The following is a 25,311-nucleotide window of genomic DNA, read 5'->3' as shown; positions in this document are numbered from 1 at the left end:
TTATAACATGTCTAAAGGTCAAACTTTGCAAGATCCGTTCTTAAATTCTCTCCGTAAAGAACGTATTCCTGTCTCTATCTTCCTTGTAAACGGTATTAAGTTACAAGGTCATATTGAATCTTTCGACCAATATGTTGTTTTATTAAAAAATACTGTAAGCCAAATGGTTTACAAGCATGCAATTTCTACAGTTGTTCCTGCACGTAACCCACGTCCTGCTGGTGCACCTGCCGGTGCTGGTCAACAAGGCGGCTTTGGCGGTCAACAAGGCGGCTTTGGCGGTCAACAAGGCGGCTTTGGCGGGCAACAAGGTGGCTTCGGTGGTCAACAAGGCGGCTTCGGTGGTCAAGGTGGCTTCGGTGGTCAAGGCGGCTTCGGTGGTCAAGGCGGCTTCGGTGGTCAAGGCGGCTTTGGGAGTCAAGGTGGCTTCGGTGGTCAAGGTGGCTTCGGTGGTCAATCGACTGGTTTTGATGGCGAATCAAAATTTGAAGACACTCAAGATGACGAAAATAATCGTTAATTGATTGTTTAAAAAAGCCTCTCATATGAGAGGCTTTTTTTATGCCAAATTTTTAGTTTTCATCCAAGTGGAAAATAAAAGACCAGCATAAATGCTGGTCTTTTATGTGTTCAAACTTATAACTTATTATTCTTACGGTCTAAGTTTGGATCTTTGATTTCGACAAAAGCTCTGTTGCGTGTTTCACGTAACCAGCTATCAAGCTCTGCATCAAATTGACGCTCACCTAAAATTTGACGTGCCATACGTTCTTGATATTCAGCAGTCATGTCTTGTTGACGTGTTTCAGTCACTTGAAGAATATGCCAGCCAAATTGGGTTTGGAAAGGTTTACTGGTTTGACCTACCGGTGTATTTTTCATGGTTTCTTCAAACTGAGGGACCATTACACCTGGGCTGACCCAACCCAAACTCCCGCCATCACGTGCTGAACCTGTGTCATTAGAGTAGGTGGAAGCTAAGACAGCAAAGTCTTCACCTTTTTGAACGCGGTTATACAGGCTTTCGATCATTTGTTTAGCATTTTCAGGGCTAACCACTTCAGACGGTTGGATCAAAATATGGCGTGCTTTGTATTGAGGCACAATCGCTTTTTGCTCAGCACCTTTGCGTTCAACTAACTTTAAAAGATGCACACCATCTCGTACTGTAATTAAATCTGTGGTTTGTCCCACTTGGAGTGGACTCACACGTGCTGCAAGCTCGCTAGGGATGTCAGAAAGTGCTCTAAAGCCCATATCTGCACCTTCAACTTTGGTGCCAGCAGTACTGAACTTTTTAGCGATTGCAGCGACATCGTTGTCGTTTGCTAGTACCGTTTTAACTTGCTTAGCCACAGCGTCAGCATTGTCACCTGAAACACGCACATGTAGCACATGCACTTGGTTACCGAGTGCTGCTTGACCTTGTGGGGTATTTAAGAAGTTTTTAACGTCTTGGTCTGAAATTTGGATACGAGAGGTAACGATTTGCTGGCGCAAACGATTGATTGCTAAATCTTCAGCAACGCGACTACGCAAAGAAGCATAGGTTCCTGGTGCCATTTTATCGAGCTTTTGTTGGAATGCTTCTAGACTTGTGCTACCAGATTGTTTTGCAACATTTAAAACCGCTTCATTCAAGCTTTTTTCATCAGGTTGAATGTTGTAACGCTTCACTTGTTCAAGCTGAGTCTGACGAATAATCAGTTGCTCTAATGCTTGTTGTGCCAAATATTGCTCTGGTGGGACTTGTTTCTTTTGGCTCTCAAGTTGGTGCTTGAGCTCAGCCATGCTTGCTTCTAAGTCACTCTTTAAAATGACACTGTTATCGACTACAGCAACAACTTCATCCGACGCATGTACGAAAGTTGGAATAGCGGTTGCGAGAGCTAAAGCCAAAGCACTCGCTTTAAAAAATTGTTTGAACTGTTTTGTCTTCATTAACGGTCTGTCCAAGTCTGATTAATATTGTTAAAGCCTAGAATACGATTTTCTAGTAATGATGAAAGTTTACTGTTTAGTCCGCCTAAACCTTTAAGTGTAATTTCGGCCATAATTGCACGTTTAGGCTCTACACCTGCAGCATTGACGTCATCCAAGTCGTTATAGTACTCACGACCATAAACGGAGATCCCCCAACAGCAAGACTCGTAATTAACACCAAGGAGATATTCACGAGCGACATTGTTGTCTAAGTCATATTGAGCATGACCCATAATACGCCAGTTGTTATGGATAGGTTGTACAAAAGATGCAACCACTTGGTCGTAATGTTCTTGACGGTCTGCAATTTCTTTACGGTAGAAATAGCCAACGTTATAGAGGTTGCCTTTATCACCTGTAAAGTAAAGTTGTAAATCACGTTGCGCATTATCGCCATTTGCCATCCATGCTGAGTTTGCACCGAGGGTAAAGTTTTGTGAGAGTTGGCTAGATACGCTGACAATAGGACCAGAGTGATTTTCTCTGTCAAAGACATCTGCTGTTTGGTCAAGCGTTACGCGGCGGTCTTCGAAATAATAGCTTTGGCCTACACTGGCTTTTAAGCGCTCTAGACCCACAGTATCAAATAAGCTATAGCTTAATCCCAGTGACAAGAAGTTATTGTCTTCTAGACGGTCATGGCCATAGAAGCGATTTGCACTAAATAACTGATCATAGTTGATCGATGCTGTTGCAGAGTCAAAGTTTGGTGCGCCATCTTGATTTTTATAGGGTGCGTAGGCATAGAACATGCGTGGACTTAAGGTCTGTAAGAAAGTGCCTTCTTTTTCAAAAGTTAAACCTGCATCAAAAGTCACCTGTGGCACGACATAAGATTTGTCGTTCGATGAGCGGTTGGTGTTGTCAAACTCATTGACGGTGTCTTGATCGTAGAATGTGTTCACATTACGAATAGATACTTCAGGAATAGCGAAAGCCCACGGTGTACGGTAGTTGTAGCGTACAGAAAAGTCATTATAGACACGGGTGCCGCTTGGTTCAACGCTATCGTTGGTATCGCCGTCGATAGTCCCAAAGTCCTTTTTAAAGTAAGCCGTGTCATTATTGAATTCGTATTCTAAGCCCAGTGCATTACCCGCTTTATAGTTGAGTAAGAACTGTGGTAAACGCGCATATGGACGGTCAAGGTAGGGTGTGGTTTCGTCTAGTGTTTGGAAGTCTTCAACTTTCAGTTGGGCTTTTAGGCCAGGAATTCCATTTTTATAGTTTAACTCCCAAGCACGACGCAGGTTTAAGTCTGTCTTGGTGTTTGGGTTATTGCTTAAGTCAGTAAAGTAGTCTTTGTCTGAAGCATAGTTATATTCAAGGCTGGTTGAGAACTGTTCATTGATTTGCCAGTTATGTAAAAAGTGCAAATCTTTACGGTCTTCATCGTCATATTTTCGGTCAGAAGCTAAGTATCCCCCCCAAATTTGACCTGAACCAAAGTTTTCGGTCAAATAGCGAAACTCACCCTCAAACATTGGACCGCGGTCGCTGATATAGCGTGGCGTAACGGTCGCATCGTAGTTAGGTGCTAAGTTGAGATAAACAGGCACTGCAAGCTCGACACCACCATCATTGGTGAAGCCAAAACTTGGTGTCAAAATACCGGTAGTACGACGGTCATCAATTGGGAAGTTGAAATAAGGAACTGCGAGAACGGGTACATCTTTAACATAAAGTTTTGTGCCGCGTGTTTCACCACGGCCAGTTTCTTGATTTAACTTAATTTCATCTGCTTGGATTTTCCACGTTGGCGATTGCTCTGGTGGGCAGGTGCTATAAGTTGCATTTTTTAGCGTGGTGGTCGTTTGTGACTCACGTAGGATTTGTTCAGCCCGCCCATGCGCATGTTGTTCTTCTGAAATATAGAAACTGTTTTTCAGATCGCCTTGTTGAGTTTTTAGGTTGTAATTGATTTGGTCGCTTTGCGCTAATAAACCACTTTGCGCCATTTGCACGCGTCCTTCAGCATTGGCAAAAGTCTGAGTTTGGTCAATGGTGATTTTATCGGCACGGATTTGACGACCTTCTTGATTAATCAGAACATTACCTTCAAGAACAGAGTCACCTTGTGGGTTGTAGTGACCATAGTCCGCTGTAATCGTGGATGTCGCATTGGCTGCGTCAGCAGCTTTGGTTTCAGGGCTTACAGGGGTTAACCAGGTGCCTTGGCAATACGCGGAGCTTAAGTAACGACCTTGGCGCTGTTGAGCTTCGGGAGATGACTTATCGACATAGTATTGTTCGAAAAACTTTTGCCCAGGATAACTCTCTTGTAATGCTTGTTTTAGCGATTGTTGTTCGTCTGAAATAGACGTGGTTGGTGTTGCAGCATAGCTTGTGATTGAGCTACCACAAAGAAGGGTAAATATCGCAGTCGCTAAAGGATTAAATTTAAACTGATGCTTCATGTGTCTCATTTACCAAGTATGCTTAAAACGCAATTAATTATTGTCGCATCATAGAGAAAAAGTTGATAAGTGGCTACACTTAGCACTTTAAAAACTCAGCCTGTATTAGAATTTATCGCAAATGAATACACAACGTGAACAATTGATACAAACATGGATTTCATCTGTACTTGGTTCAGATCAATTTGAAATTAACTTTTTAGCAGGCGATGCAAGTTTCCGTCGTTATGCACGAATCAAGTTGAATAATAAAACATTTATGCTGATGGATGCACCACCAGAAAAAGAAGATTGTGTGCCTTTTGTGACGATTGATGAATTTTTTGATGCGAATGGTGTTCGTGTACCACATATTGTGGCGAAAGATTTGGACCAAGGCTTCTTATTACTTGAAGATTTTGGTGATGTGCTACTGTCAACACAGCTCGATGACAAGACTGTTGATGCACATTATGAGCAAAGTTTTAAGCAGTTGATTCAATTGCAGTCTATTGATGGCGTAGGTCATTTCCCAGCTTATTCTTATGAAAAGTTAATCACTGAAATGTCGCTATTGACAGATTGGTTGTTGCCAAGTTTACAGATTCAACCCACTGATGATGAGTCTGCGCTGATTAAGCGTACATTTGCAATTTTAGCCAATGCTGCTTTGGCTCAGCCTCAAGTGATTGTACATCGTGATTTCCATAGTCGTAATCTCATGCTTTTGGCAGATGAGCAAGAGCAGGGGGTGATTGACTTTCAGGATGCTGTGATTGGTGCAGATACTTATGATCTGATCTCAATTACACGTGATGCGTATGTGCAATGGAATCCTGAGCGCGTTTATCGTTGGTTTAAAGTTTTTTATGACTTGTTACCTGCATCGGCAAAAGAAGGTCGTGACTTTGAACAATTTAAACAAGATGCTGACTTGATGGCGATTCAACGTCATATCAAGATTTTGGGTATTTTTGTGCGTTTATTTGAACGTGACGGAAAATCAGGTTATCTGAAAGATTTACCACGTGTGATGTGGTATTTACTTGAAGAAAGCAAACCTTATGCAGAACTACAACCTTTCATGCAATTTATTTGCGATAAAGTGATGCCGAATTTTGAAGCAAAATATGGCAAATACGAGGTTGTTGCAGCATGAAAGCAATGATTTTGGCAGCGGGGCTTGGCAACCGCATGCGTCCTTTAACACTCTATAAACCTAAACCTCTGCTTGAAGTGGGTGGCAAACCACTGATCGTTTGGCATATTGAAAAACTCAAGCAAATTGGGGTCACAGAAATTGTGATTAATTCTGCATGGTTGGCCGATGTATTGATTGGCGCGCTTGGCGATGGTTCGCAGTTTGGAGTGACTATTCGTTGGACGCGTGAAGAAGAGGGGCTTGAAACAGCAGGTGGTATTATTAATGCTCTACCCCTTTTGGGGACGGAACCGTTTATTTTAGTGAATGGCGATGTGTGGACCACTTTTGATTTTGCATCATTGCTCAATGTCGATTTGGGAGAAGATTTTGCGCATCTGATATTTGTAACCAACCCGACACAACATCCCAAAGGCGACTTTATCTTAAATCAAGGGCGTGCTTATACCTTTGAACAAGAGCAGTCAGGTGAAGCACTGACTTATAGTGGTGTTGCGGTTATTCACCCACAGATGTTTAAGGGTTTAGAAGCAGGTAAGCGTCCACTGGCTCCATTGCTAAAAGAAGCGATGTCTGCTGGAAAAGTTTCTGCCGGGAAAATGCAAGCTGCATGGGTGGATGTTGGCACACCTGAGCGATTAAGTGATCTAGATCTACAGATTCGTCAAGGTATGTACGTTTAAGTGCATAATCACTAAGCGTTAGCTACTGTTCCACGGCTGAGAAATCGGTATACTTCAGTTTAATTTTATTGAGATGTCTTCTTTATGCATCCATTTTTTCAAGACTTAAAGCAAGGTAGTCAAAAGCTTGGCTTAGATTTGAGTGAAGAAGCATTAAATTTATTGCTGAAGTATCAAGACGCACTTGTGCTGTGGAACAAAGCTTACAATTTAACAGCGATTCGCGATCCTAAAGAAATGCTGGTGAAGCATTTATTAGATAGTTTAAGTATTTTAAAAGATTTGCCGAAAGGTCGTTTGCTAGATATTGGTACAGGCGGTGGTATGCCGGGCATGATTATTGCTCTATGCCAACCTGAGCGCCAATGTGTTTTGCTCGATTCCAATGGTAAAAAAATTCGTTTTTTAAAACAGTTTATCGCAGACTTAAAATTAACCAATGTAATTGCAGTTCAAACGCGTGTTGAGAATGAAGATAGCATCCATGATTTAGGTCAGTTTGATGTGATTACCAGTCGTGCATTTGCTTCGTTAACCGATTTTATCAATGCATCGAAGCCTTATATGCACCAAGACAGCATTATTGCGTCGATGAAAGGCTTGGTTCCGCATGACGAAGTTCAAGCGTTCAAAAACGAATTTAGTTGTGAAATTATTGCGTTAAAGGTTCCACGTTTGGACGAACAACGCCACTTACTTTTATTAAAACGTATCTAAAAAATTCAAAGGATTGGGCGGGTCATGGCACAAATTATTGCGATTGCGAACCAAAAAGGTGGTGTAGGTAAAACCACAACCGCAGTAAATTTGGCTGCATCTTTAGCAGTACTTAAAAAGCGTGTTTTATTGGTTGATATGGACTCGCAAGGTAATGCGACCATGGGTTCAGGCATTCAAAAAAATGACCTACTGTATTCAGTGACCGATGTTTTACTGGGTGAAGTGCCTATAGAAACTGCAATTACCAAGGCGGAAGTGGGTTATAAGGTCTTGGGTGCAAACCGTGATTTGGCAGGCGTTGAACTTGCGATTGCTGAGCAAGAAGGGCGTGAATTTATTCTGCGTGACGCATTGCAAGAAATTGAACAAGCATATGACTACATCATCGTGGACTGTGCGCCCAGCTTAAGCTTGATCACAGTTAATGCACTGGCAGCGGTGGATGGCGTGATGATTCCAATGCAGTGTGAATACTATGCTTTGGAAGGCTTGGCAGATTTAACACAGACCATTGATCGCATTCAACAAGCATTGAATCCTGAGTTAAAAATTATTGGTGTTCTACGCACCATGTATGATGCACGTAATGCACTGACACGTGATGTGTCTGAAGAATTAGAACAATACTTTGGCAAAAAACTCTATGACACCGTCATTCCACGTAATGTGCGTCTAGCTGAAGCACCTGCGCATGGTTTGCCTGTGATTTATTTTGAAAAAAGCTCGAAGGGCGCAGTTGCTTATTTACATTTAGCAGCTGAAATGATTAAGAAAAGTAAAGTGAAAAAAGGAAGTAACGCATGACCGTTAAAAAACGTGGACTGGCAAAAGGTCGTGGTTTAGATGCCTTACTCGGTTCCATTCAAAAAGAGAAATTACAACTTGAAGCACAAGCTCTTGATCACGGTCAGCTAAAACAAATCGATGTGCATCTATTACAACGTGGTGAATATCAACCACGTCGTTTTATTAATGAGCAAGACTTACAAGAGTTAGCGGCATCGATTGAAAAACATGGTGTGATGCAGCCGATTGTGATTCGTCCAATTGATAATGAAAAGCATCCCTATGAAATTATTGCGGGTGAGCGTCGCTGGCGTGCGGCTCAACTTGCTGGCTTAACGCAAGTCCCAGCCATTGTTCGTGATTTAACAGACCAAGTTGCAATTGCACTGGCGTTGATTGAGAACATCCAACGTCAAGACCTTAATCCGATTGATCAAGCGATGGCATTACAACGTTTTCATGAAGAGTTTGGTTTAAGTCATCAAGAAATTGCGGATACGGTAGGTAAAGCGCGTACCACAGTAAGTAATTTGCTGCGTTTATTAAGTCTAGCTGAGCAAGTTAAAGACTTTATGCAGCAGGGTTTATTGGATATGGGACATGCTCGTGCCATTTTGACGTTGAAAGGGAAAGATCAACTGAAAGTCGCAGAATTGGTGATAGAGAAAAGTTTATCTGTTCGCCAAACTGAACAATATGTTCGTGATCTCAATGCGCCGAAAAAAGAAAAATCGAAAACGGAAATTGCACCAGATCTTCAACAACTGACACAGCGCTTAACAGATCGTTTTAGTGCAAATGTCAAAATTGATCATAATAAACAAGGGAAAGGCAAGCTCACGATTCATTATCATTCACTTGATGAGTTGGATGGTATTTTGAATATTTGCTTAGCTGAATAATTTTATTTTCTATTTCTAAATACTTGGGGAAGTGTTATGTGGGAATTAGTAAAAGCAGGTGGGTGGCTTATGCTACCCCTTGTGCTCTGTTCGATCTTTACTGTTGCGATTAGTTTAGAGCGTTTTATTCGCTTGAAGAAATCCACTATTTTACCGAAAGATTTGCTATTAGGCCCAATGCAAAGCGTACAAATGGTTTTGCCTAAACTTAAACAAAATCAGGATTTACAGGCAACGACATTAGGTCGTATTTTGGAAGTTGGTTACCAAAGTAAAGCACAAGGTGAACAGTTTGCACGTGCGCAGATGGAAGCAACAGCTTCTCAAGAAATTGGTTATCTTGAAAAAAACATCAATTTTTTGGGAACATTGAGCGCTGTCGCGCCTCTTTTGGGATTGTTGGGAACGGTACTGGGGATTATTGAGTCATTCTTAATGATTGATATTGGTAATAGTAGTAATCCAACACTGATGATTCCGGGAATTTCTAAAGCGCTGATTACAACTGCGGCAGGAATGTTCATTGCGATTCCCGCATTATTTGCTTATCGTTATTTTCAGCGTTTGGTTCAAGAGTATGTTGCTGAATTAGAACAACAATCAACTTTATTTCATGCGGCTTTATTTTATAAGCAAACAGAAACTGTGCTTGAAAACCATGATGATGTTGTTGTGAAACAAGCGAGCTAAGGTGAAGTATGAAATTCAAACGCTCGCAAGTTGAAGATGTTCATATTAACCTTACACCAATGATTGATTGCTTATTATTTATTTTGGTGTTTTTATTGCTGACCACCACATTCAATCAATTTAGTCGTATGAATTTAACCTTGCCTGATGCGCAAGGAGTGCCACCGAAAACATTTGATCATAAAATCGAAGTGGTGGTAGATTCCACAGGGCATTATTCAATTAATGGTCAGTCTATTGCATCGAAAGATGTCTCAGAATTAAATACCGCAATTAAACAGATTTCCAATGACCGTCGTGATCTAATGTTTGTGATTGCTGCGGATGCCAAAGCAACCCATCAGGATGTGATTCGTGTGATGGATGTAGCCGGTCAGTTGGGATTTGTAAATATCAATATTAGTACCAAAGTGCCTTCTCGAGGTTATTAGTGAAACACGATTTTAAAGTTTATCTACGTCTACTGAGCTATTTAAAACCGTATTGGGGCGTAGCAATTCTTGTGGTGGTCGGTTTTGCTATAAATGCCGCGACAGAAGTTTCTGTTGCTAAATTACTTGAAAAAATTATTGAAGCGATTCAACACCGTGATCAAGGCTTTACCACCTTGTTCCCAATTTTAGTTGTTGTTGTGATGTTTTTCCGTGGGCTGGGTTTGTTCATGGGAGGTTATTTTACTGCGGTTATTTCAAGAAATTTGGTTTTTAACATTCGCCAAGAAGTCTTTGCTAAATTACTACGTCTTCCTTCGCAGTATTATCTGGACAATAACAGTGGTCATATCACTGCGAAGATTATGTTTAATGTGGAGCAGCTTACCGCTGCATCTTCAGAATCATTAAAAACTATTGTTCAACAAGGCCTAATCACCATTGCATTGCTGGGTTACCTGATTTATAGCAACTGGCGTTTGACTTTATGTATTTTGATTTTTGCGCCGTTGATTGGCTTACTTATCCGTAAAGCAGCAAAGCGTATGCGTAAGCTTTCTATTCAAGTCCAAGATACCATGGGGGATGTCAACCACGTGGTACAAGAGACGGTCAATGGTCACTTGGTGGTAAAAGGCTTCGGTGGACAGGATTATGAGCAACAACGTTTTAGAGATACCTCTTTAGAAAATTTACGTCGCGGCCTGAAGATGGTGGTTGTACAACAGCTAAACAGCCCAATTGTACAGTTGATCATGTCCATTGCCTTGAGCATCGTCATGTGGATCGCACTACGTCCAGAAATTATGCAAGATACGAGTGCAGGTCAATTTGTGGCGTACATTACCGCAGCCGGCATGTTGAGTAAGCCCATTAAGGCGCTGACTGATGTGAATGAGAAAATTCAACGGGGTATGGCAGCAGCACATTCAGTTTTTGAAATTTTAGATTTACCTGAAGAAAAAAATACTGGGGATTTAACTCCTGTACTGAAAGGTAATATTGACTTTAAACATGTGAACTTGGTTTATGTGGATGGTTATCAAGCGCTGCATGATTTTAATCTAAGTGTCAAAGAAGGTGAGACGATTGCTTTAGTAGGGCGTTCTGGTGCTGGTAAAACATCTTTAGTAAATTTATTGGTGCGCTTTCAAGATACGACCTCAGGCCAAATTCTTTTTGATGGGATTGATATTCAGGATATTGAAATCAATAGTCTGCGTACCCAAGTGGCAATGGTCAATCAGCAAGTGGTTTTATTTAACCGGACTATACGTGACAATATTGCTTATGGGCAGCTTGAAAATGCTTCTGATGTAGAAGTAATTGCAGCCGCAAAAGCGGCTTATGCGCATGACTTCATTATGGCTTTACCACAAGGCTACAATACCAAGTTAGGTGCACAAGGCCTTAATTTATCGGGCGGTCAACGTCAACGTATAGCCATTGCTCGCGCGATTTTGAAAAATGCGCCTGTATTGATATTAGATGAAGCCACCAGCGCGCTTGATAATGAATCAGAGTACTTTATTCAGCGTGCATTCGATGCTGCAATGCGAGATCGGACCACGATCGTCATTGCACATCGTCTATCTACCATTGAGAATGCGGATCGTATTGTGGTGATGGACAGAGGGCGTATAGTAGAGCAAGGTACACATGCTGAACTTATTGCAAAGCAAGGTGCTTACTATCAGTTACATCAACGTAATTTTGAGGAAAACTAAGTCATGTCAGGTGCACAGTTTATTCAGGATGCTTGGAACTCACAGGCAAAGTGGTTAATTGTGCTTCGTCCGTTGTCTTGGTTATATAGAGGTGGTTTTCTTTTAAACCGTAAGTTGTATCGGTGCAATATTAAAAAAGCCTATACGGCTCCTGTACCTGTCATGGTAATTGGTAATATTACCGTGGGTGGGAGTGGTAAAACCCCTTTGCTCATTCATTTGGTGAGTTATCTGCGAAGTAAGAATATTCGAGTGGGTGTGATCAGTCGTGGTTATGGTGCCAAAGGCCCATTTCCGACTATGGTAGATCTCAACTCATTGCCTGAAAATGTAGGTGATGAACCGACACTCATCGTGCAATCTACTGGTGTACCGATGGCAGTGGGTCCAAATCGCCAAGAAAGTATTGAACTGCTTTTATCTCACTATCCCATTGATTTGATCATTAGTGATGATGGACTGCAACATTGGGCATTGAATCGCCAAATTGAATGGATTGTCCTAGATAATAATCGTGGACTAGGCAATGAAAAGTTATTGCCCGAAGGTTATTTACGAGAGCCAAAGTCTAGACTAGATCAAGGCATAGTAATCGAACATGCAGATCGTCCTACACGTGCTATGCACATGCACTTAGAAGTTGCAGAGCCTTACCTGTTAAACAGTACTGAAGCTAAAGCATTCAATCCGCAAGATGATTTTTATGCGGTCGTGGGGATAGGTTTTCCGCAGCGTTTTTATCGTACTTTAGAGTGTATGGGAGTGCAGAAGTTCCAGTGTCATGAGTTTGCTGATCATTATGAATATGAGTTAGAGGATTTGGTCTTTGATGATGCCAATCCCATCATTACCACTGAAAAAGATGCAGTGAAAATTTTAGCGCTGCTCAAACAAAACCCGAGTTTTGCCCGCGATATTTGGGTTGTTCCTGTCGATGCGGTGTTATCGACAGCGTGTTATGACACCTTACATCAACAGCTCGCCGCTGTAGGTATTGAAATTTCTTAAGGTCTATTATGAAGCATATTGTTATTCCTGCGCGTTTTGCGAGCACACGTTTATCTGGAAAACCACTTCTTAAAATTCATGGTCGTGAAATGATTTTACGGGTCGTTGATCAGGCGAAGAAAGTGGAAGGTTTTGATGATCTCTGCGTCGCAACGGATGATCAGCGAATTTATGATCTTTGCATGGCAGAAGGCGTGGATGTGGTGTTGACGTCAGCAGATCATCCTTCGGGAACAGACCGCCTAAGTGAGGTGGCGAAAATTAAGGGCTGGGCCAGCGAAGATATCATTGTGAATGTTCAAGGTGATGAGCCGTTATTGCCAGCGGCTTTAGTCAAGCAAGTCGCGCAACTTTTAGAGTCACAAGCCGATTGTTCAATGTCTACCTTGTGTGAACCAATTCAGAATTTAGATGAATTTAAACGTGACAGTATTGTTAAAGTGGTGATGTCGAAGTACAAACAAGCACTTTACTTTAGTCGTGCCACTATTCCATATGACCGAGATGCTGCAAAGCAAGTGCAACAAACGTTGCATAAACAAGCCTTCCGTCATTTGGGCTTGTATGCTTACCGCGTGAAATTGCTCCAAGAATATGTGACATGGGATATGGGTACACTTGAAACGCTCGAAAGCTTAGAGCAACTGCGCGTTTTGGAAAATGGACATCGTATTGCCATTGATATCGCAGAAGCGAACTTACCACCGGGTGTGGATACACAAGAGGATTTAGATCGTTTAAATGCCATGGATGTGGCTCATTTTGCATAATAGAACTTAGGTCGTATACATGAAACAAACGCTGCCTGAGCAGATTTATCCGTGGCATCAAAATATTTGGGAAACTTTAACCACACGTTTTCCCAATATTGGTCATGGCTTATTGTTTTATGGCAAAAAAGGTTGTGGTAAAGAGACTTTAGCTGAGCAGTTTCTTGCTTGGGTCTTATGTGCTAAGCGGCAGCCAAAGCATTTGGCCTGTGGGGAGTGTGGGAGTTGTCAGTGGTTAAAGGCGGATACGCACCCCAATTATGTGCACATCACTACCGATGAAGACAATAAGAAACAAAATGCTAAGATCAAAATTGAGAAAATTCGTGATCTGCTGCCTTTTGTGCAGCAAACGGTAGACGGTTGGCGCGTCATCATTATTGAACCAGCCGAAGCTTTAAATACAGCTTCAGCCAATGCTTTATTGAAAACGCTTGAAGAACCCGGGGATCGTGTTGTTATCATTTTATTGGCAGATCATTATTTAAAACTGCCTGCAACCATTCGCAGTCGTTTGCAACATTTTGCTTTGGATCGCATAAATGAACAGCAAGCAGAGCAATTTTTAAATCAGCATTTGCCCCATAAGGATTTGGCACAACAACATTTGTTGATGAATTTGTCCAATCATATGCCGTTGCAGGCAATTACATTGTCCGAGAGTGAATGGATTCCTCAACGTGCTGAATTTTTAAAAGATTGGCAAAAGTTGGTGATAGATAAAAATATGCCGATGGCAATTGCGACCAAGTGGAATAAAGCGCTGGCATTTAGTGATTTTAGTCAAATGTTTGAGTACTTGTTGTCTGATTTGATTTGTGTCAAGCTAAATCAGCAATTAAAAAACACTGATTTGGATTTTAGTGTGTTGGCAGAACGGTATTCACTTGAAACTTTGTTTTCAATTTATGCTGAGTTGCAACAGTCAAAACAATATATTGAACAAAACGTACAAACTAATTTAGTGCTCGACCAATTTTGTATTCGGTTGATGGATGTTTAAAACAGGGGAATTTTATGCAACCACGTATGGGCGGAATTATTCAAGCCAATATTCCAGATAAAGCAACATTATATGCAAGCTATATGCCTTTTGTGGTTGGGGGTGGTTTATTTATTCCATCCAAACAACCTGTAAAGATGGGAGAGGAGGTTTTTGTTTTGGCAACATTGCCAGAACAAGCACAGAAAATTCCTCTCACAGGTAAAGTAATTTGGATTTCACAAAAGCAAAATGGAATCAAACTCCAAGGATTTGGTATTCAACTTTCTGGGGAGAAAGGGGTTTATTACAAATCAGAAGCGGAAAAGTTGCTTGCAGGTCTTAAGTCTGAAGGGCGAACTAGTTACACTATGTAATTAAGTACATGAAGTAGGAAACGCCTGTGTTTGTAGATACGCATTGCCATTTAACCATGCTGGATTTAACCCCTTATGATGGGGATTTGGATTTAGCATTACAGCAAGCACGTACAGTGGGCGTTCACCGCTTTATGAGCATCTCTGTTGATCTTGATGATCATATTGAGCTGGCAAAAATTGCGGCAAGGCATGACGATGTGGGTTATAGTGTCGGGGTGCATCCTTGTGAAGATCCTGAAACCATGGCTCGCGCAACTACAGACTATTTAATTGAGTTGGCGCAGTCTGAAAAAGTTTGGGCAATTGGTGAGACTGGGCTCGATTATTTTCATAGTACAGATTTCATCGCTGAGCAAAAAGACTGTTTTGCACGACATATTCATGCTTCACAAGCCGTAAAAAAACCAGTTGTTGTGCATACCCGTTCTGCCAAGCACGATACTGTCGATATTATTCGTGCTGAAAAATCGACCCATGGAATTTTGCATTGCTTTACAGAAGACTGGGAAACGGCCAAAGCTGTCTTAGACTGCGGTTATTATGTGTCATTTTCAGGGATTGTCTCTTTTAAAAATGCGCAAGACCTGCGTGATGTGGCGAAGCAAGTTCCTTTAGATCGCTTATTAATTGAGACAGATAGTCCTTATTTGGCACCGATGCCATATAGAGGAAAGTCTAATGAGCCAAAGTACGTTCCTTATGTAGCCAAAGCCTTAGCAGATGTATATGATAAGTCCTTGGAAGAGATGGCTTTCATCACAACACAGAACTTTGAAAACCTTCTCAACATGAAGTAAATAAATTGAAACGATAAAAGCGTATAAGAGAGTACTAGGGTGAAAATGGATCGTCAGGCTCAGTTTCGAGCAAGAGAAGCGTTAATTTTCCAAGTGGCTGAACAGTTGCTTTTAGAAAATGGCGAAGCAGGGATGACCCTTGATGCATTGGCGGCGGAATTAGATCTAGCAAAAGGTACGCTTTATAAACATTTTCAAAGTAAAGATGAACTCTATATGTTGCTCATTATTCGTAATGAGCAAATGTTGCTTGAAATGATTAAAGATACGGATAAGCAGTTCCCTGAACATCTAGCTTTTTTTATGTTACATCATTTGCATCATCCTGAACGCACGGTGTTGTTTCATCAAATAGAAGAGAGACTATCCACCACAGGTGTTGGGATCTATCATTTATTTACTGAGCTTTATCAAATTCGAAAGCAACGTCTACGTTTAATTATTCGTATGACTGAGCGGTATTTGGAGTCGATAGAGAGTCAAATGACAGTTCGTGATTATTTGGCATCGATTTGGTCTTTGACGCATGGTGCCGCAGCGATTTTGAACTCTAGTTTTTATCAACGGTATTTGGGTTCGCGTGATACTTTGCGCGTGGCCTATATTGACCAAGCTCTGGCGATGCCTAAACAAACGGGCGCAGCAGGATATCTTGCTTAGCGGATAGGATGTATGAAACAGAAACCACCTTCAAGGATTCAGGGATTTACATTAGTTGAATTGATGGTGGTTATTGTTATTATGGCCATTATGGCGTCATTGGTGATGTTGAATATCAATGGGGTCGACCAACGTAAAGCAGCGCAAGCTCGTGATTTTTTTATCATGGATGTACAGAAAATTGCACGTGAGGCAAATGATCAAGCACGTGTTTTGGCACTAGATGTTCATCCTGCCACCGATGTGGCTGATTTTTCTTATGCTGTTGTTGAATATAAAAATCCTCAATTTACCATACCCACAGAACAACAAAATAATGCAATGCTGAATCAACAAAAATGGCAAAAATATAATGAGTTTCCGCAGCAAGTGTTAGCCAAAAATGTTTCTTTTGCTGTGCAATCCTTAGACTATGATGTTTCCCAAGTCCGAAATGATGATTTAACCCAAGAGAATGCACCTAAACTGATTTGGTTGGGGAATGGCGAAGCAAAACCTGTTCGTATTCAATTTTATTATGCCAATGAGCCCGTGGGTGCCGAAATTGAAATTGATCATTTGGGTAAAATAAATGCGAGCTAAAGATTTAAAGAATAGTTTGCCGTCTTGTGCTCGAATGAAATGCTATTTCATTAATCCTCGCTCAGGATTTACGTTGCTGGAAGTGATGGTGGCATTGGCTATTTTTGCCACGGCAGCGGTCGCTTTAACCAAAGTGGGTATGCAATATACTCAGTCTACAGCCCATGCCATCTTGCGTACCAAGGCACAATTTGTTGCCTTGAATGAAATTTCCATGATGGAAATCAATCGTGATTGGCTACAAGGCACGGCCTCTAAACAAATCACCCAACAAGGTGAAACTTGGCAAATTGATAAATCAGCGCAAGCAACGATTAGTACTAATGTGCAACGCGTCAATGTACAGGTGAGCTTGGTGAATCCTGAAACTGGAAAAGTAGATTCGGGTGTTACGAGTTTAGTTTTTTTTAACCATCGTGATGGAAGCCAACCATGACAAAACGCTCAGGCTTTACTTTGGTTGAGTTATTGGTGGCAATCGCGATTTTTGCTGTGCTTTCAGCTTTGGGTTGGAAGGTTTTTGATTATCTGATCAAGATTAAAGAACGTAATACCCAACATGAACAGCGCTTAGGTCAGCTACAAGAAGCATATCAACAAGTGTTACGTGACACGGTGCAAATTGTACCAATTACTGCCAATGTTGCGGGGCAGGTTCAACCCGCAGTCATGTTGCAAAATGGTCAGTTAACCTTTAGTAAAACTGGCGTGACTGATCCTTTGATGCAAGGCATACCGCCTGAAGAGCGAGTTGAATATATTTATAAAGCAGATAAAAAAAAACTGTACCGTTATAAATATAAAAATTTAAATCAAACCGGTAATGATCAACCTGAAACCAGTGTTTTACTTGATTCAGTTGATCAATTTCAAATTATGTTACTCAACCCCAATGAAATGGCACAATGGCCTGAGGTGGCATTGACTGAAAATGATGTAACTCAGGCAAAAATACTACCGCGCGGTTTAAAAATAAACCTCACTGTCAATGAAGTGAGTTATGAATGGGTCTTTAGTTTATTAAATACAGACTTTTTAAAACAAAAAAATTAAGTTGCAGGATATGAAACTCACGGACTCTATGCAAAACTATTTTTCCTTAAATGTCTTCGTTGTAAATAGGTGGATGTTTTGAAGCGCTCTCAGCATGGCATTGCATTGATCACCATTTTGGTGATGGTGGCTTTAGCAACCATCCTTGCGGCTACGATTGCGAAACATCAGCGCAATACCGCCGAGAGTACGGCTTATTTAATGCGACAAAATCAAGCTCTGTTATACGCAAAAAGTGCTGAAGCTTTTTTTTCTGAGCTGTTGGTGGATGATGCTCAAAATGCAGCAGAGGTCGATCATCTACAAGAAACGTGGGCGAAGCCCATGCCTGCTTTTCCAGTGGAAGATGGTTTTGTTTCTGGGCGTTTAGAAGATGAGTCAGGAAAATTTAATTTAAATGCTTTAGTTAAGTCGGATAAAAAGCCGAATGAGGCTGCAAAACTTTGGTTTGAAAAGCTATTGGTACGTGTTGGGTTGCCTGCGCAACTTTCAGAAGCAGTGATTGATTGGCAAGATGAAGATGATGAAGTCAGTGGCCCGATGGGTGCTGAATCTGCTTATTATCAAAGTTTAGCTCAGGGTTACTTGGCGCCAAATCGTGCTTTTTATAATGTTGAACAGTTGAAGTTGGTGCGTGGGTTTGAGGGGCGTAACTATCAACTGATTGCACCTTATGTGAGTGCTTTGCCGAGCAATGACTTAAAGGTGAATATCAACACTGCACCTGCATTGGTGTTAGCCAGCATTGATCCTAAGTTGGATGTATCTGCTATTCAAAATTTACAAAAGCAAAGACGGGCCAATTTGGAGCATTTTTCCAATATGAATGAACTGTGGGAAGTTGATCCATTTAAGCAAGTGGACGAGGCTCAGCGGGCTGCTGTTAATGATTTTCTCGGCGTTCAATCGAACTATTTTAAAGCCAGAATTGAAGTGTTGCTGAGTGAGCGTAAGCGTCAGTTTAGTAGTGATTTGGTGCGAAAAGATCAAGAGGTATATGTGGCTTATCGGAGCATGTCACCGTTTTAAAGGGTAAATATAAGACTGATATGATTTACCAATTGGATTGAACAATAAAATAAATGAGCATAGGTTAACTTTTGCTTTATAATTAAAGTCAATTCTCAGAAAGTTTGATTGCATTACGGCATATGTTAATTCGTAAGTTATTTAAGTTTGAAAATGCCCATATTGTACGCAACTGTACATCGGATCGTTGTAAACGCTCCATTCATGGTCATAGTTATAAAGTTGAATTACTCCTCAAAGCATCGAAATTAGATCATGGTCAAATGGTTTATGACTTTGGCTTGCTGAAAGGGGTGATTAAAGACCTTTATGACTCTTTTGATCATGCGATTTGTTTTTGGCAAAACGATGATCCAGAATATATCCAAGCATGTAAAACATTTAGTGCGCGTTGGGTATCTTTACCAGTTTCACCATCCGCTGAGCAATTTTCGCGTATCTTCTTTTACCTTGCCCAACAAGTACTTGCTTCGACTGTAACTCAAAACGGTGAAGGCGATGTGGAAGTGTACTCGGTGATTGTGCATGAGACCGATACGGGCTATGCGCAGAGTTTTATTGAAGATATTGAAAATACACAGATGGGGCTGTTAGATTTAAGCCAGATTGAGTTTTCAGAACAAATCCAAGCGGAATGGGCGGATACTGAAATGTATACTAAATTAAAAGAAGGTATCCAATTTCACAATCCGAATGTAGAATTGCAAGTCAAACTGTGAAATTTGTCACGGAATATACAGTAAGGGAATAAGGCGCAAGTATGTCTTTAACAGAACAACAGCAAACCAAGCTTGATAAAATTCAGCTGGATGCCAGTTGGAAACATGGATTAAGTGACTTTTTGCTTAGTACAAAGATGGATGCGTTAAAGCAGTTTCTTGTTACAGAAATAAAAGCGAATAAAGTGATTTATCCGCCAAATGCGCTGATTTTTAATGCATTTAATACGACGCCTTTGGGGAATGTAAAAGTGGTAATACTTGGACAAGACCCATATCATGGGCCGAATCAAGCACATGGGCTCAGTTTCTCTGTGCAAAAGGGGCTTGCTTTACCACCATCTTTACGTAATATTTTCCATGAGTTAAATAAAGATTTAGGAATTGATATTCCTAAACATGGGGATTTAACTCGTTGGGCGCAGCAAGGTGTTTTGCTGTTGAACAGTGTATTAACCGTTGAAGCTGGTCAACCCACATCACATCAAAAACAAGGTTGGGAAGACTTTACCGATCATGTGATTGATGTTTTAAATGAACAGCGTGAGCATATTGTTTTTATTCTTTGGGGAGCATATGCGCAGCGGAAAGGACAACGGATTGATCAAGAAAAGCATTTGGTGTTAAAGGCGGCACATCCGTCACCTTTGGCAGCAAACCGTGGTGGATTCTTCGGTTGTAAAGTTTTTTCAAAATCCAATAATTATCTTAAACAACATGGCATTGAGCCTATTGATTGGCAGCTGGACGCATGACATATTCTCCCGTTTCTAAAAACTACCATCCAGATCTGATTGTAGAAGAAGCAAAAAATGGTTGGCGCATTGTTCGTCTGAATAGACCAAAATCACTTCACGCTTTAGATGAAACGATTGTTTCAGCTTTATTTGAAGTGTTTCAAGATTTTCATAGCGATGACGCAGTAAAAGCCATTTGGTTGGATTCAACCACACCTAAAGCGTTCTGTGCGGGCGGTGATGTGCGTAAGCTTCGTCAACTGGTGATTAACGATGAAGTTGAAACAGCTAATCAGTTCTTTGAGCAAGAATATGCTTTAGATTTATTACTACACAACTATGCTAAGCCTGTCTTGGTCTGGGGTGAAGGTTATGTCATGGGTGGTGGTTTAGGTCTGTTTATGGCAGCGCCATTCCGTTTGGTGACACCGCATTCACGTTTAGCGATGCCTGAAATTAATATTGGTCTGTATCCAGATGTGGGTGCAACGCGTTTCTTGGCGGATCGTGGAGCAATTGGTTTGTTCACGGGCTTAACGGGTTCAATCATGACGGCTGCGGGTGCATATGGTATTGGTTGGGCAACACACATCTGTGATGCGCAGCGTAATACGGTGCTAGAGAAAGTCATCAATATTGACTGGAGCCATTATCCAGCAGGTGATTTTAGAGCCATTGATGACACCTTGAACAGCATGCACCGTCCTGTAGGACCAGGTCCGTTACAAAACTCTTTGGATGTCATTCATAGTGTGTGTCGTGGTGTGAATTTCGAGCATGATTATGATGCTATTGTTGGTTTAAGTGATGCACGTAGTGATTGGCTTCGTCAAGCCAGTGAAAACTTGCAAAAAGGCTCACCAACAACTGCTGCATTAACATGGTTGTTATGGCAGTGGGGCAAGCAGGTTCATTCTTGGAATGAAGTGTTTGAGCTTGAAACGCAAATTTCGGACTGGAAAATTCGTCATGCAGACTTTGTTGAGGGGGTGCGTGCGCGTTTAGTGGATAAAGACTTGTCACCAGCATGGAAACAAGGGGTCAATAACAGCTTAAAGGGTATTTTCGCTGGTAATCCACCAACAACGAGTATTGAAAGCTGGAATGAACTCCTTAGGCATTACGATGTAATCTAATCTTTATGACTGATGTTTTAAAAATAGATAGTGAATGGATGCAGCTTGCTTTAGAGCAGGCTGCTATTGCAGCGTCAAAAGGTGAAGTCCCAGTCGGGGCGGTCATTGTGAGTCAAAATAAAATTATTGGTTCGGGCTTTAATGCGCCTATTACGCTAAATGACCCTACCGCACATGCTGAGGTTCAAGCTCTGCGCGATGCCTGTCAAAATATACAAAACTATCGTTTGCCTGATGATGCGGTCATGTATGTGACGCTTGAGCCTTGTACCATGTGTGTAGGTGCTTTGGTGCATGCACGCGTTTCAAAAGTGGTATTTGGTGCGACAGAGCCGAAAGCGGGCTCTCTTATAAGTGCACGTAAATTATTTGAAACGGGCTATTATAATCATCAGTTCTTGGTTGAGTCGGGTTGTTTACATGAGCAATGCTCACAGCAGCTCAGTCACTTTTTTAAAATGCGCCGCGAACAAAAGCGACTATCCCGTCTACAAGAAAAGGGATGAATGAATTCGTAAAATAATAATTTCATGTAAAATAAAATGACAATAATTATTGTCAAATAAGGCGTTGGAACCACCATGAATAATATTCAGATTAAAAAAGAATTTAATGCACCCGTAGCGCAGGTATTTGATTTACTTTCTAAACACTCAACCTATAACGTCGCTTTTGCACCAGTTCAAGTGGTGCGTGTGAAAGACTCAGCAGATCCAGAACGTCCGGATGGGGTTGGTTCTGTACGTCGTATGGGTTTTGGTCCAATTAAACCGTTGCAAGAGCAAATTACACTAATGAATGTGAATGAGCGTATTGAATACAAGATTATTAAAAATCCACTCATCAAACATCATTTGGGTATTATTGAGTTTGAGCCGATTGACTCGAATAAAACTTTAGTGACCTATACGATTGAATTACAGGCACGTGCACCTTTTGTAAGTAAATTAATCCTTGCACAGCTTAAATCTGCGATTAAACTAGGTTTTTCGAAACTCGCTAAATCTGTATAACAAACTTTGGGTAAGCAATGACAGTTCAAATAATCACAATTGATGGTCCAAGTGGTTCGGGTAAGGGTACACTGGCGGCAAAAATAGCAGCCCATTATCAATTTCATTTACTTGATTCGGGAGCGTTATATCGCTTGTTGGGCCTGTCATTGCATCAACAGGATTTGTTAGATGCTTTGTCAAGTGAATTGTGTCAATGTGTCGAAATTGCTAAACATTTAGACATACAATTTTTAAGTTCTGCACAAGGCACACAAGTCTTGCTCAATGGTGAGGATGTTAGTCAAACCATTCGAACTGAGAGAGTTGGTGAGTTTGCATCAAAAGTTGCAACAATTCCTGAGCTTAGAGCTGCGCTAGTCGATCGACAACATGCTTTTGCACAAGCACCAGGCTTGGTTGCAGATGGCCGAGACATGGCAACATCCATCTTTCCAGAGGCTCAAGCCAAGATTTATTTAACTGCTTCAGCCCAATCTCGTGCTGAACGCAGAGTAAAGCAGTTGCAGGGTATGGGGCTGGATGCTAAAATAAACGATATTTTAGCTAATATTGAGGCACGTGATAAACGTGACATGGAGCGCGAAGTTGCTCCACTCAGACCATCAGCAGATGCCTACATCATTGATAGTTCTGAATTGAACATTGATGAGGTATTTCAGCTTATGACGGCTTATATCGATAAGCAATTAGCAAACTAACGAATTTTTATATTCAGCAGAAGCATAGCTTGATCAGTTCAAAATGGACTATGTAGACGCTTAACTAAACCGGCCTTGTCTGATCCAAGACCGCTGACTTTATCAGGTATATCATGACCGAATCTTTTGCAGCCCTCTTTGAAGAAAGCGAATTAAACCTCAACGTTGAAAAGGGTGCTGTCATCCAAGGCGTTGTAGTAAACATCGATTCTGATTGGGTAACAGTTGACACTGGCCTTAAATCAGAAGGTATTGTTGACCGCGCTGAATTCTTAAATGAACAACGCGAACTTGAAGTTCAAGTTGGCGACACTGTTGATGTTGTTGTTGAAGCGCTTGACAACGGCATGGGTCAAACAGTTTTATCACGTGAAAAAGCGAAACGTGCTGAAACTTGGACTAAACTTGAAAAAATCTTTGAAGACGGCGAAATCGTTACTGGTGTTATCTCTGGTAAAGTTAAAGGCGGTTTCACTGTTGACATCGGTCCAGTTCGTGCGTTCCTTCCAGGTTCTTTAGTTGATACTCGTCCTATTCGTGATACTACTCACTTAGAAGGTAAAGAGTTAGAATTTAAAGTAATCAAACTTGATGCTAAACGTAACAACGTTGTTGTATCTCGTCGTGCTGTTATGGAAGCTGAATCTTCAGCTGACCGTGAAGCTCTTCTTGCTCAGCTTGAAGAAGGTCAAACAGTTACTGGTACTATCAAAAATCTTACGGACTACGGCGCATTCGTTGACCTTGGCGGTATTGATGGTCTTCTTCACATCACTGACATGGCTTGGAAGCGTATCAAGCACCCATCAGAAGTTGTTGAAGTTGGTCAAGAAGTTACTGTTAAAGTACTTAAGTTTGACAAAGAACGTAACCGCGTATCTTTAGGTCTTAAGCAATTAGGCGAAGATCCATGGTTAGCGATCATGAACCGTTACCCTAAAGGTTCAATCGTTAAAGCTCGCGTAACTAACTTAACTGACTACGGTTGTTTCGCAGAAATCGCTGAAGGCGTTGAAGGTTTAGTACACGTTTCTGAAATGGATCACACTAACAAAAACATCCACCCATCTAAAGTTGTTCAGATTGGTGATGAAGTTGATGTTATGGTTCTTGAAGTTGACGAAGAGCGTCGTCGTATTTCTCTTGGTATCAAACAAACTCGTGCTAACCCATGGGAAGAGTTTGCTAAGAACCACGACAAAGGTGAAAAAGTTTCAGGTACTATCAAGTCAATCACTGACTTCGGTATCTTCATCGGTTTACCAGGCGGTATCGATGGTCTAGTTCACTTGTCCGATATTTCTTGGAACGAACAAGGCGAAGAAGCTATCCGTCGTTACAAGAAAGGTGACACAGTTGAAGCGGTTATCTTGTCTGTAGATGCTGAAGGCAACCGTATCAGCCTTGGCATCAAGCAAATGAACAGCGATCCGTTCAACGATTTCTTAGCTGCTAACGAACGCGGTGCACTTGTAAAAGGTACTGTAACTGCTGTTGACGCTCGTGGCGCAACACTTAAGTTAGCTGACGAAGTTGAAGCGACTCTTAAAGCATCTGAAATCAACCGCGACCGCGTTGAAGATGCAACTAAGTTCCTTGAAGTTGGTCAAGAAGTTGAAGCGAAAATCATCAACGTAGATCGTAAATCTCGCTCTATCAACTTGTCTATCAAAGCGAAAGACGAAGCTGAAGAGAAAGAAGCAGTTGCTAACTTGAAGACAGCAACTACTGGTCAAGACAATGGTCCTAAGACTATTGGTGATTTGATCAAAGCTCAAATGGGCAACTAAGTAGATGTTTGAATTGTATTGTTAATGTAAGTTAACTAATACTTTTTACACAAATACAATAAACGGTAGCGTAGTATTCACTTATTACGCTACCGTTTTGTATTTAAACAGGTTATTATCAATCTATCTACAAGGTAGCTTGATAATTAAAGAGGTCGCAGATGACTACTGAAGCACTTAATAAGTCTGACTTAATAGAGCGTATTTCTCTTAAAAACCCGCATTTAGCAGAGCCATTAGTGGAAGAAGCTGTTAAGATTATGATTGATCAAATGATTGCATCTTTGTCTTCTGATAATCGTATTGAAATTCGTGGTTTTGGTAGTTTTGCACTCCATCACCGTGAGCCTCGTGTTGGGCGTAATCCTAAAACAGGTAAGTCGGTAGAAGTTGCTGCTAAAGCTGTTCCACATTTCAAACCAGGTAAAGCATTACGTGATGCAGTAAACGAGACTGCAAGCGAATAAAATTTAT

29 protein-coding genes are annotated in these 25,311 nt (G+C 41.2%); 27 read left to right on the top strand and 2 right to left on the bottom strand.

Translation table 11 applies throughout. The features are described 5' to 3' along the window. The first annotated feature begins 7 nt into the window (after nucleotides 1-7). Nucleotides 8-520, top strand: coding sequence for an RNA chaperone Hfq (gene hfq / locus ACG9ZB_RS11430; RefSeq protein WP_419325887.1), 513 nt, complete (start codon nucleotides 8-10; stop codon nucleotides 518-520). 116 nt (nucleotides 521-636) lie between these two features. On the opposite strand, the gene ACG9ZB_RS11425 is transcribed toward hfq, so the two are convergent. After that, nucleotides 637-1,941, bottom strand: a complete 1,305-nt coding sequence (locus ACG9ZB_RS11425; RefSeq protein WP_419325885.1) for a peptidylprolyl isomerase — start codon at nucleotides 1,939-1,941, stop codon at nucleotides 637-639. After that, nucleotides 1,941-4,400, bottom strand: coding sequence for an LPS-assembly protein LptD (locus tag ACG9ZB_RS11420; RefSeq protein WP_419325883.1), 2,460 nt, complete (start codon nucleotides 4,398-4,400; stop codon nucleotides 1,941-1,943). The genes ACG9ZB_RS11425 and ACG9ZB_RS11420 overlap by 1 nt, the downstream gene beginning before the upstream one ends. A 121-nt stretch (nucleotides 4,401-4,521) precedes the next feature. Here ACG9ZB_RS11420 and ACG9ZB_RS11415 point away from each other — a divergent pair, with 121 nt between their 5' ends. The 26 genes from ACG9ZB_RS11415 to ACG9ZB_RS11290 all read left to right on the top strand — a co-directional run bounded on the left by ACG9ZB_RS11415 (nucleotide 4,522) and on the right by ACG9ZB_RS11290 (nucleotide 25,304). After that, nucleotides 4,522-5,538 (top strand): aminoglycoside phosphotransferase family protein, encoded by a 1,017-nt coding sequence (locus ACG9ZB_RS11415; RefSeq protein WP_333656295.1) that lies wholly within the window; start codon nucleotides 4,522-4,524, stop codon nucleotides 5,536-5,538. Continuing rightward, nucleotides 5,535-6,224 carry an N-acetylmuramate alpha-1-phosphate uridylyltransferase MurU gene (gene murU / locus ACG9ZB_RS11410; protein ID WP_078425016.1) on the top strand — a complete coding sequence of 230 codons (690 nt, stop codon included), beginning with the start codon at nucleotides 5,535-5,537 and terminating at the stop codon, nucleotides 6,222-6,224. Before ACG9ZB_RS11415 ends, murU begins: the two co-directional genes overlap by 4 nt. A gap of 84 nt (nucleotides 6,225-6,308) precedes the next feature. Next, on the top strand, nucleotides 6,309-6,941 hold the full coding sequence (gene rsmG, locus ACG9ZB_RS11405) for a 16S rRNA (guanine(527)-N(7))-methyltransferase RsmG (protein WP_419325881.1): 633 nt from the start codon (nucleotides 6,309-6,311) through the stop codon (nucleotides 6,939-6,941). A gap of 24 nt (nucleotides 6,942-6,965) precedes the next feature. Next, nucleotides 6,966-7,748 carry a ParA family protein gene (locus ACG9ZB_RS11400; protein WP_004696827.1) on the top strand — a complete coding sequence of 261 codons (783 nt, stop codon included), beginning with the start codon at nucleotides 6,966-6,968 and terminating at the stop codon, nucleotides 7,746-7,748. Beyond that, nucleotides 7,745-8,632, top strand: a complete 888-nt coding sequence (locus ACG9ZB_RS11395; protein WP_419325880.1) for a ParB/RepB/Spo0J family partition protein — start codon at nucleotides 7,745-7,747, stop codon at nucleotides 8,630-8,632. The genes ACG9ZB_RS11400 and ACG9ZB_RS11395 overlap by 4 nt, the downstream gene beginning before the upstream one ends. Nucleotides 8,633-8,668: 36 nt before the next feature. Further along, the gene (locus ACG9ZB_RS11390) at nucleotides 8,669-9,322 is read left to right on the top strand and encodes a MotA/TolQ/ExbB proton channel family protein (protein ID WP_419325879.1); all 654 of its coding nucleotides are present in this window, start codon (nucleotides 8,669-8,671) and stop codon (nucleotides 9,320-9,322) included. Between the two features lie 8 nt (nucleotides 9,323-9,330). Next, on the top strand, nucleotides 9,331-9,753 hold the full coding sequence (locus ACG9ZB_RS11385) for an ExbD/TolR family protein (protein ID WP_004696832.1): 423 nt from the start codon (nucleotides 9,331-9,333) through the stop codon (nucleotides 9,751-9,753). Continuing rightward, nucleotides 9,753-11,480 (top strand): lipid A export permease/ATP-binding protein MsbA, encoded by a 1,728-nt coding sequence (gene msbA, locus ACG9ZB_RS11380; protein WP_419325878.1) that lies wholly within the window; start codon nucleotides 9,753-9,755, stop codon nucleotides 11,478-11,480. Before ACG9ZB_RS11385 ends, msbA begins: the two co-directional genes overlap by 1 nt. Nucleotides 11,481-11,483: 3 nt before the next feature. Next, nucleotides 11,484-12,488, top strand: a complete 1,005-nt coding sequence (lpxK, locus tag ACG9ZB_RS11375; protein WP_419325877.1) for a tetraacyldisaccharide 4'-kinase — start codon at nucleotides 11,484-11,486, stop codon at nucleotides 12,486-12,488. Between the two features lie 8 nt (nucleotides 12,489-12,496). After that, nucleotides 12,497-13,258, top strand: coding sequence for a 3-deoxy-manno-octulosonate cytidylyltransferase (gene kdsB / locus ACG9ZB_RS11370; RefSeq protein ID WP_419325876.1), 762 nt, complete (start codon nucleotides 12,497-12,499; stop codon nucleotides 13,256-13,258). A gap of 19 nt (nucleotides 13,259-13,277) precedes the next feature. Further along, nucleotides 13,278-14,261: an AAA family ATPase gene (locus tag ACG9ZB_RS11365; protein ID WP_419325875.1), complete on the top strand. Its 984-nt coding sequence runs from the start codon at nucleotides 13,278-13,280 to the stop codon at nucleotides 14,259-14,261. Between the two features lie 14 nt (nucleotides 14,262-14,275). Next, entirely contained in the window at nucleotides 14,276-14,617 is a 342-nt protein-coding gene (locus ACG9ZB_RS11360) for a PilZ domain-containing protein (RefSeq protein ID WP_058869739.1), read from the top strand. Between the two features lie 26 nt (nucleotides 14,618-14,643). Continuing rightward, on the top strand, nucleotides 14,644-15,417 hold the full coding sequence (locus tag ACG9ZB_RS11355) for a TatD family hydrolase (protein ID WP_419325873.1): 774 nt from the start codon (nucleotides 14,644-14,646) through the stop codon (nucleotides 15,415-15,417). A gap of 45 nt (nucleotides 15,418-15,462) precedes the next feature. Further along, nucleotides 15,463-16,077, top strand: a complete 615-nt coding sequence (locus ACG9ZB_RS11350; protein ID WP_004696845.1) for a TetR/AcrR family transcriptional regulator — start codon at nucleotides 15,463-15,465, stop codon at nucleotides 16,075-16,077. Nucleotides 16,078-16,089: 12 nt separating this feature from the next. Continuing rightward, nucleotides 16,090-16,659 carry a type II secretion system protein gene (locus ACG9ZB_RS11345; RefSeq protein WP_419325871.1) on the top strand — a complete coding sequence of 190 codons (570 nt, stop codon included), beginning with the start codon at nucleotides 16,090-16,092 and terminating at the stop codon, nucleotides 16,657-16,659. A 34-nt stretch (nucleotides 16,660-16,693) separates the two neighbouring features. Continuing rightward, a complete protein-coding gene (gspI, locus tag ACG9ZB_RS11340) occupies nucleotides 16,694-17,095 on the top strand; it encodes a type II secretion system minor pseudopilin GspI (protein WP_419325918.1) in 402 nt (133 codons plus the stop codon). Next, nucleotides 17,092-17,712, top strand: a complete 621-nt coding sequence (gene gspJ / locus ACG9ZB_RS11335) for a type II secretion system minor pseudopilin GspJ (RefSeq protein WP_419325869.1) — start codon at nucleotides 17,092-17,094, stop codon at nucleotides 17,710-17,712. Before gspI ends, gspJ begins: the two co-directional genes overlap by 4 nt. Nucleotides 17,713-17,790: 78 nt before the next feature. Further along, nucleotides 17,791-18,741, top strand: a complete 951-nt coding sequence (gene gspK / locus ACG9ZB_RS11330; RefSeq protein WP_419325867.1) for a type II secretion system minor pseudopilin GspK — start codon at nucleotides 17,791-17,793, stop codon at nucleotides 18,739-18,741. A 122-nt stretch (nucleotides 18,742-18,863) separates the two neighbouring features. After that, nucleotides 18,864-19,460, top strand: a complete 597-nt coding sequence (locus ACG9ZB_RS11325) for a 6-pyruvoyl trahydropterin synthase family protein (protein WP_004696854.1) — start codon at nucleotides 18,864-18,866, stop codon at nucleotides 19,458-19,460. Between the two features lie 41 nt (nucleotides 19,461-19,501). Next, nucleotides 19,502-20,215, top strand: a complete 714-nt coding sequence (gene ung, locus ACG9ZB_RS11320) for a uracil-DNA glycosylase (RefSeq protein ID WP_419325866.1) — start codon at nucleotides 19,502-19,504, stop codon at nucleotides 20,213-20,215. Continuing rightward, entirely contained in the window at nucleotides 20,212-21,333 is a 1,122-nt protein-coding gene (locus ACG9ZB_RS11315; protein WP_419325864.1) for an enoyl-CoA hydratase/isomerase family protein, read from the top strand. Before ung ends, ACG9ZB_RS11315 begins: the two co-directional genes overlap by 4 nt. 5 nt (nucleotides 21,334-21,338) lie before the next feature. After that, nucleotides 21,339-21,839: a tRNA adenosine(34) deaminase TadA gene (tadA, locus tag ACG9ZB_RS11310; protein ID WP_279687189.1), complete on the top strand. Its 501-nt coding sequence runs from the start codon at nucleotides 21,339-21,341 to the stop codon at nucleotides 21,837-21,839. A 75-nt stretch (nucleotides 21,840-21,914) separates the two neighbouring features. Beyond that, on the top strand, nucleotides 21,915-22,346 hold the full coding sequence (locus ACG9ZB_RS11305) for an SRPBCC family protein (protein WP_279687192.1): 432 nt from the start codon (nucleotides 21,915-21,917) through the stop codon (nucleotides 22,344-22,346). Nucleotides 22,347-22,363: 17 nt separating this feature from the next. Beyond that, on the top strand, nucleotides 22,364-23,047 hold the full coding sequence (cmk, locus tag ACG9ZB_RS11300; protein WP_419325862.1) for a (d)CMP kinase: 684 nt from the start codon (nucleotides 22,364-22,366) through the stop codon (nucleotides 23,045-23,047). Nucleotides 23,048-23,160: 113 nt separating this feature from the next. Then, nucleotides 23,161-24,837: a 30S ribosomal protein S1 gene (rpsA, locus tag ACG9ZB_RS11295; RefSeq protein ID WP_004696863.1), complete on the top strand. Its 1,677-nt coding sequence runs from the start codon at nucleotides 23,161-23,163 to the stop codon at nucleotides 24,835-24,837. 161 nt (nucleotides 24,838-24,998) lie between these two features. Beyond that, nucleotides 24,999-25,304 (top strand): integration host factor subunit beta, encoded by a 306-nt coding sequence (locus ACG9ZB_RS11290; RefSeq protein WP_262469883.1) that lies wholly within the window; start codon nucleotides 24,999-25,001, stop codon nucleotides 25,302-25,304. Nucleotides 25,305-25,311 lie beyond the last annotated feature (7 nt).

Origin of the sequence: Acinetobacter johnsonii (genome assembly GCF_048551975.1) — a bacterium.
GTDB classification, from domain to species: Bacteria; Pseudomonadota; Gammaproteobacteria; order Pseudomonadales; family Moraxellaceae; genus Acinetobacter; species Acinetobacter johnsonii_A.
The sequence above is the reverse complement of the archived record's forward strand: the minus strand, read 5'-3'. Positions and strand labels throughout refer to the sequence as shown.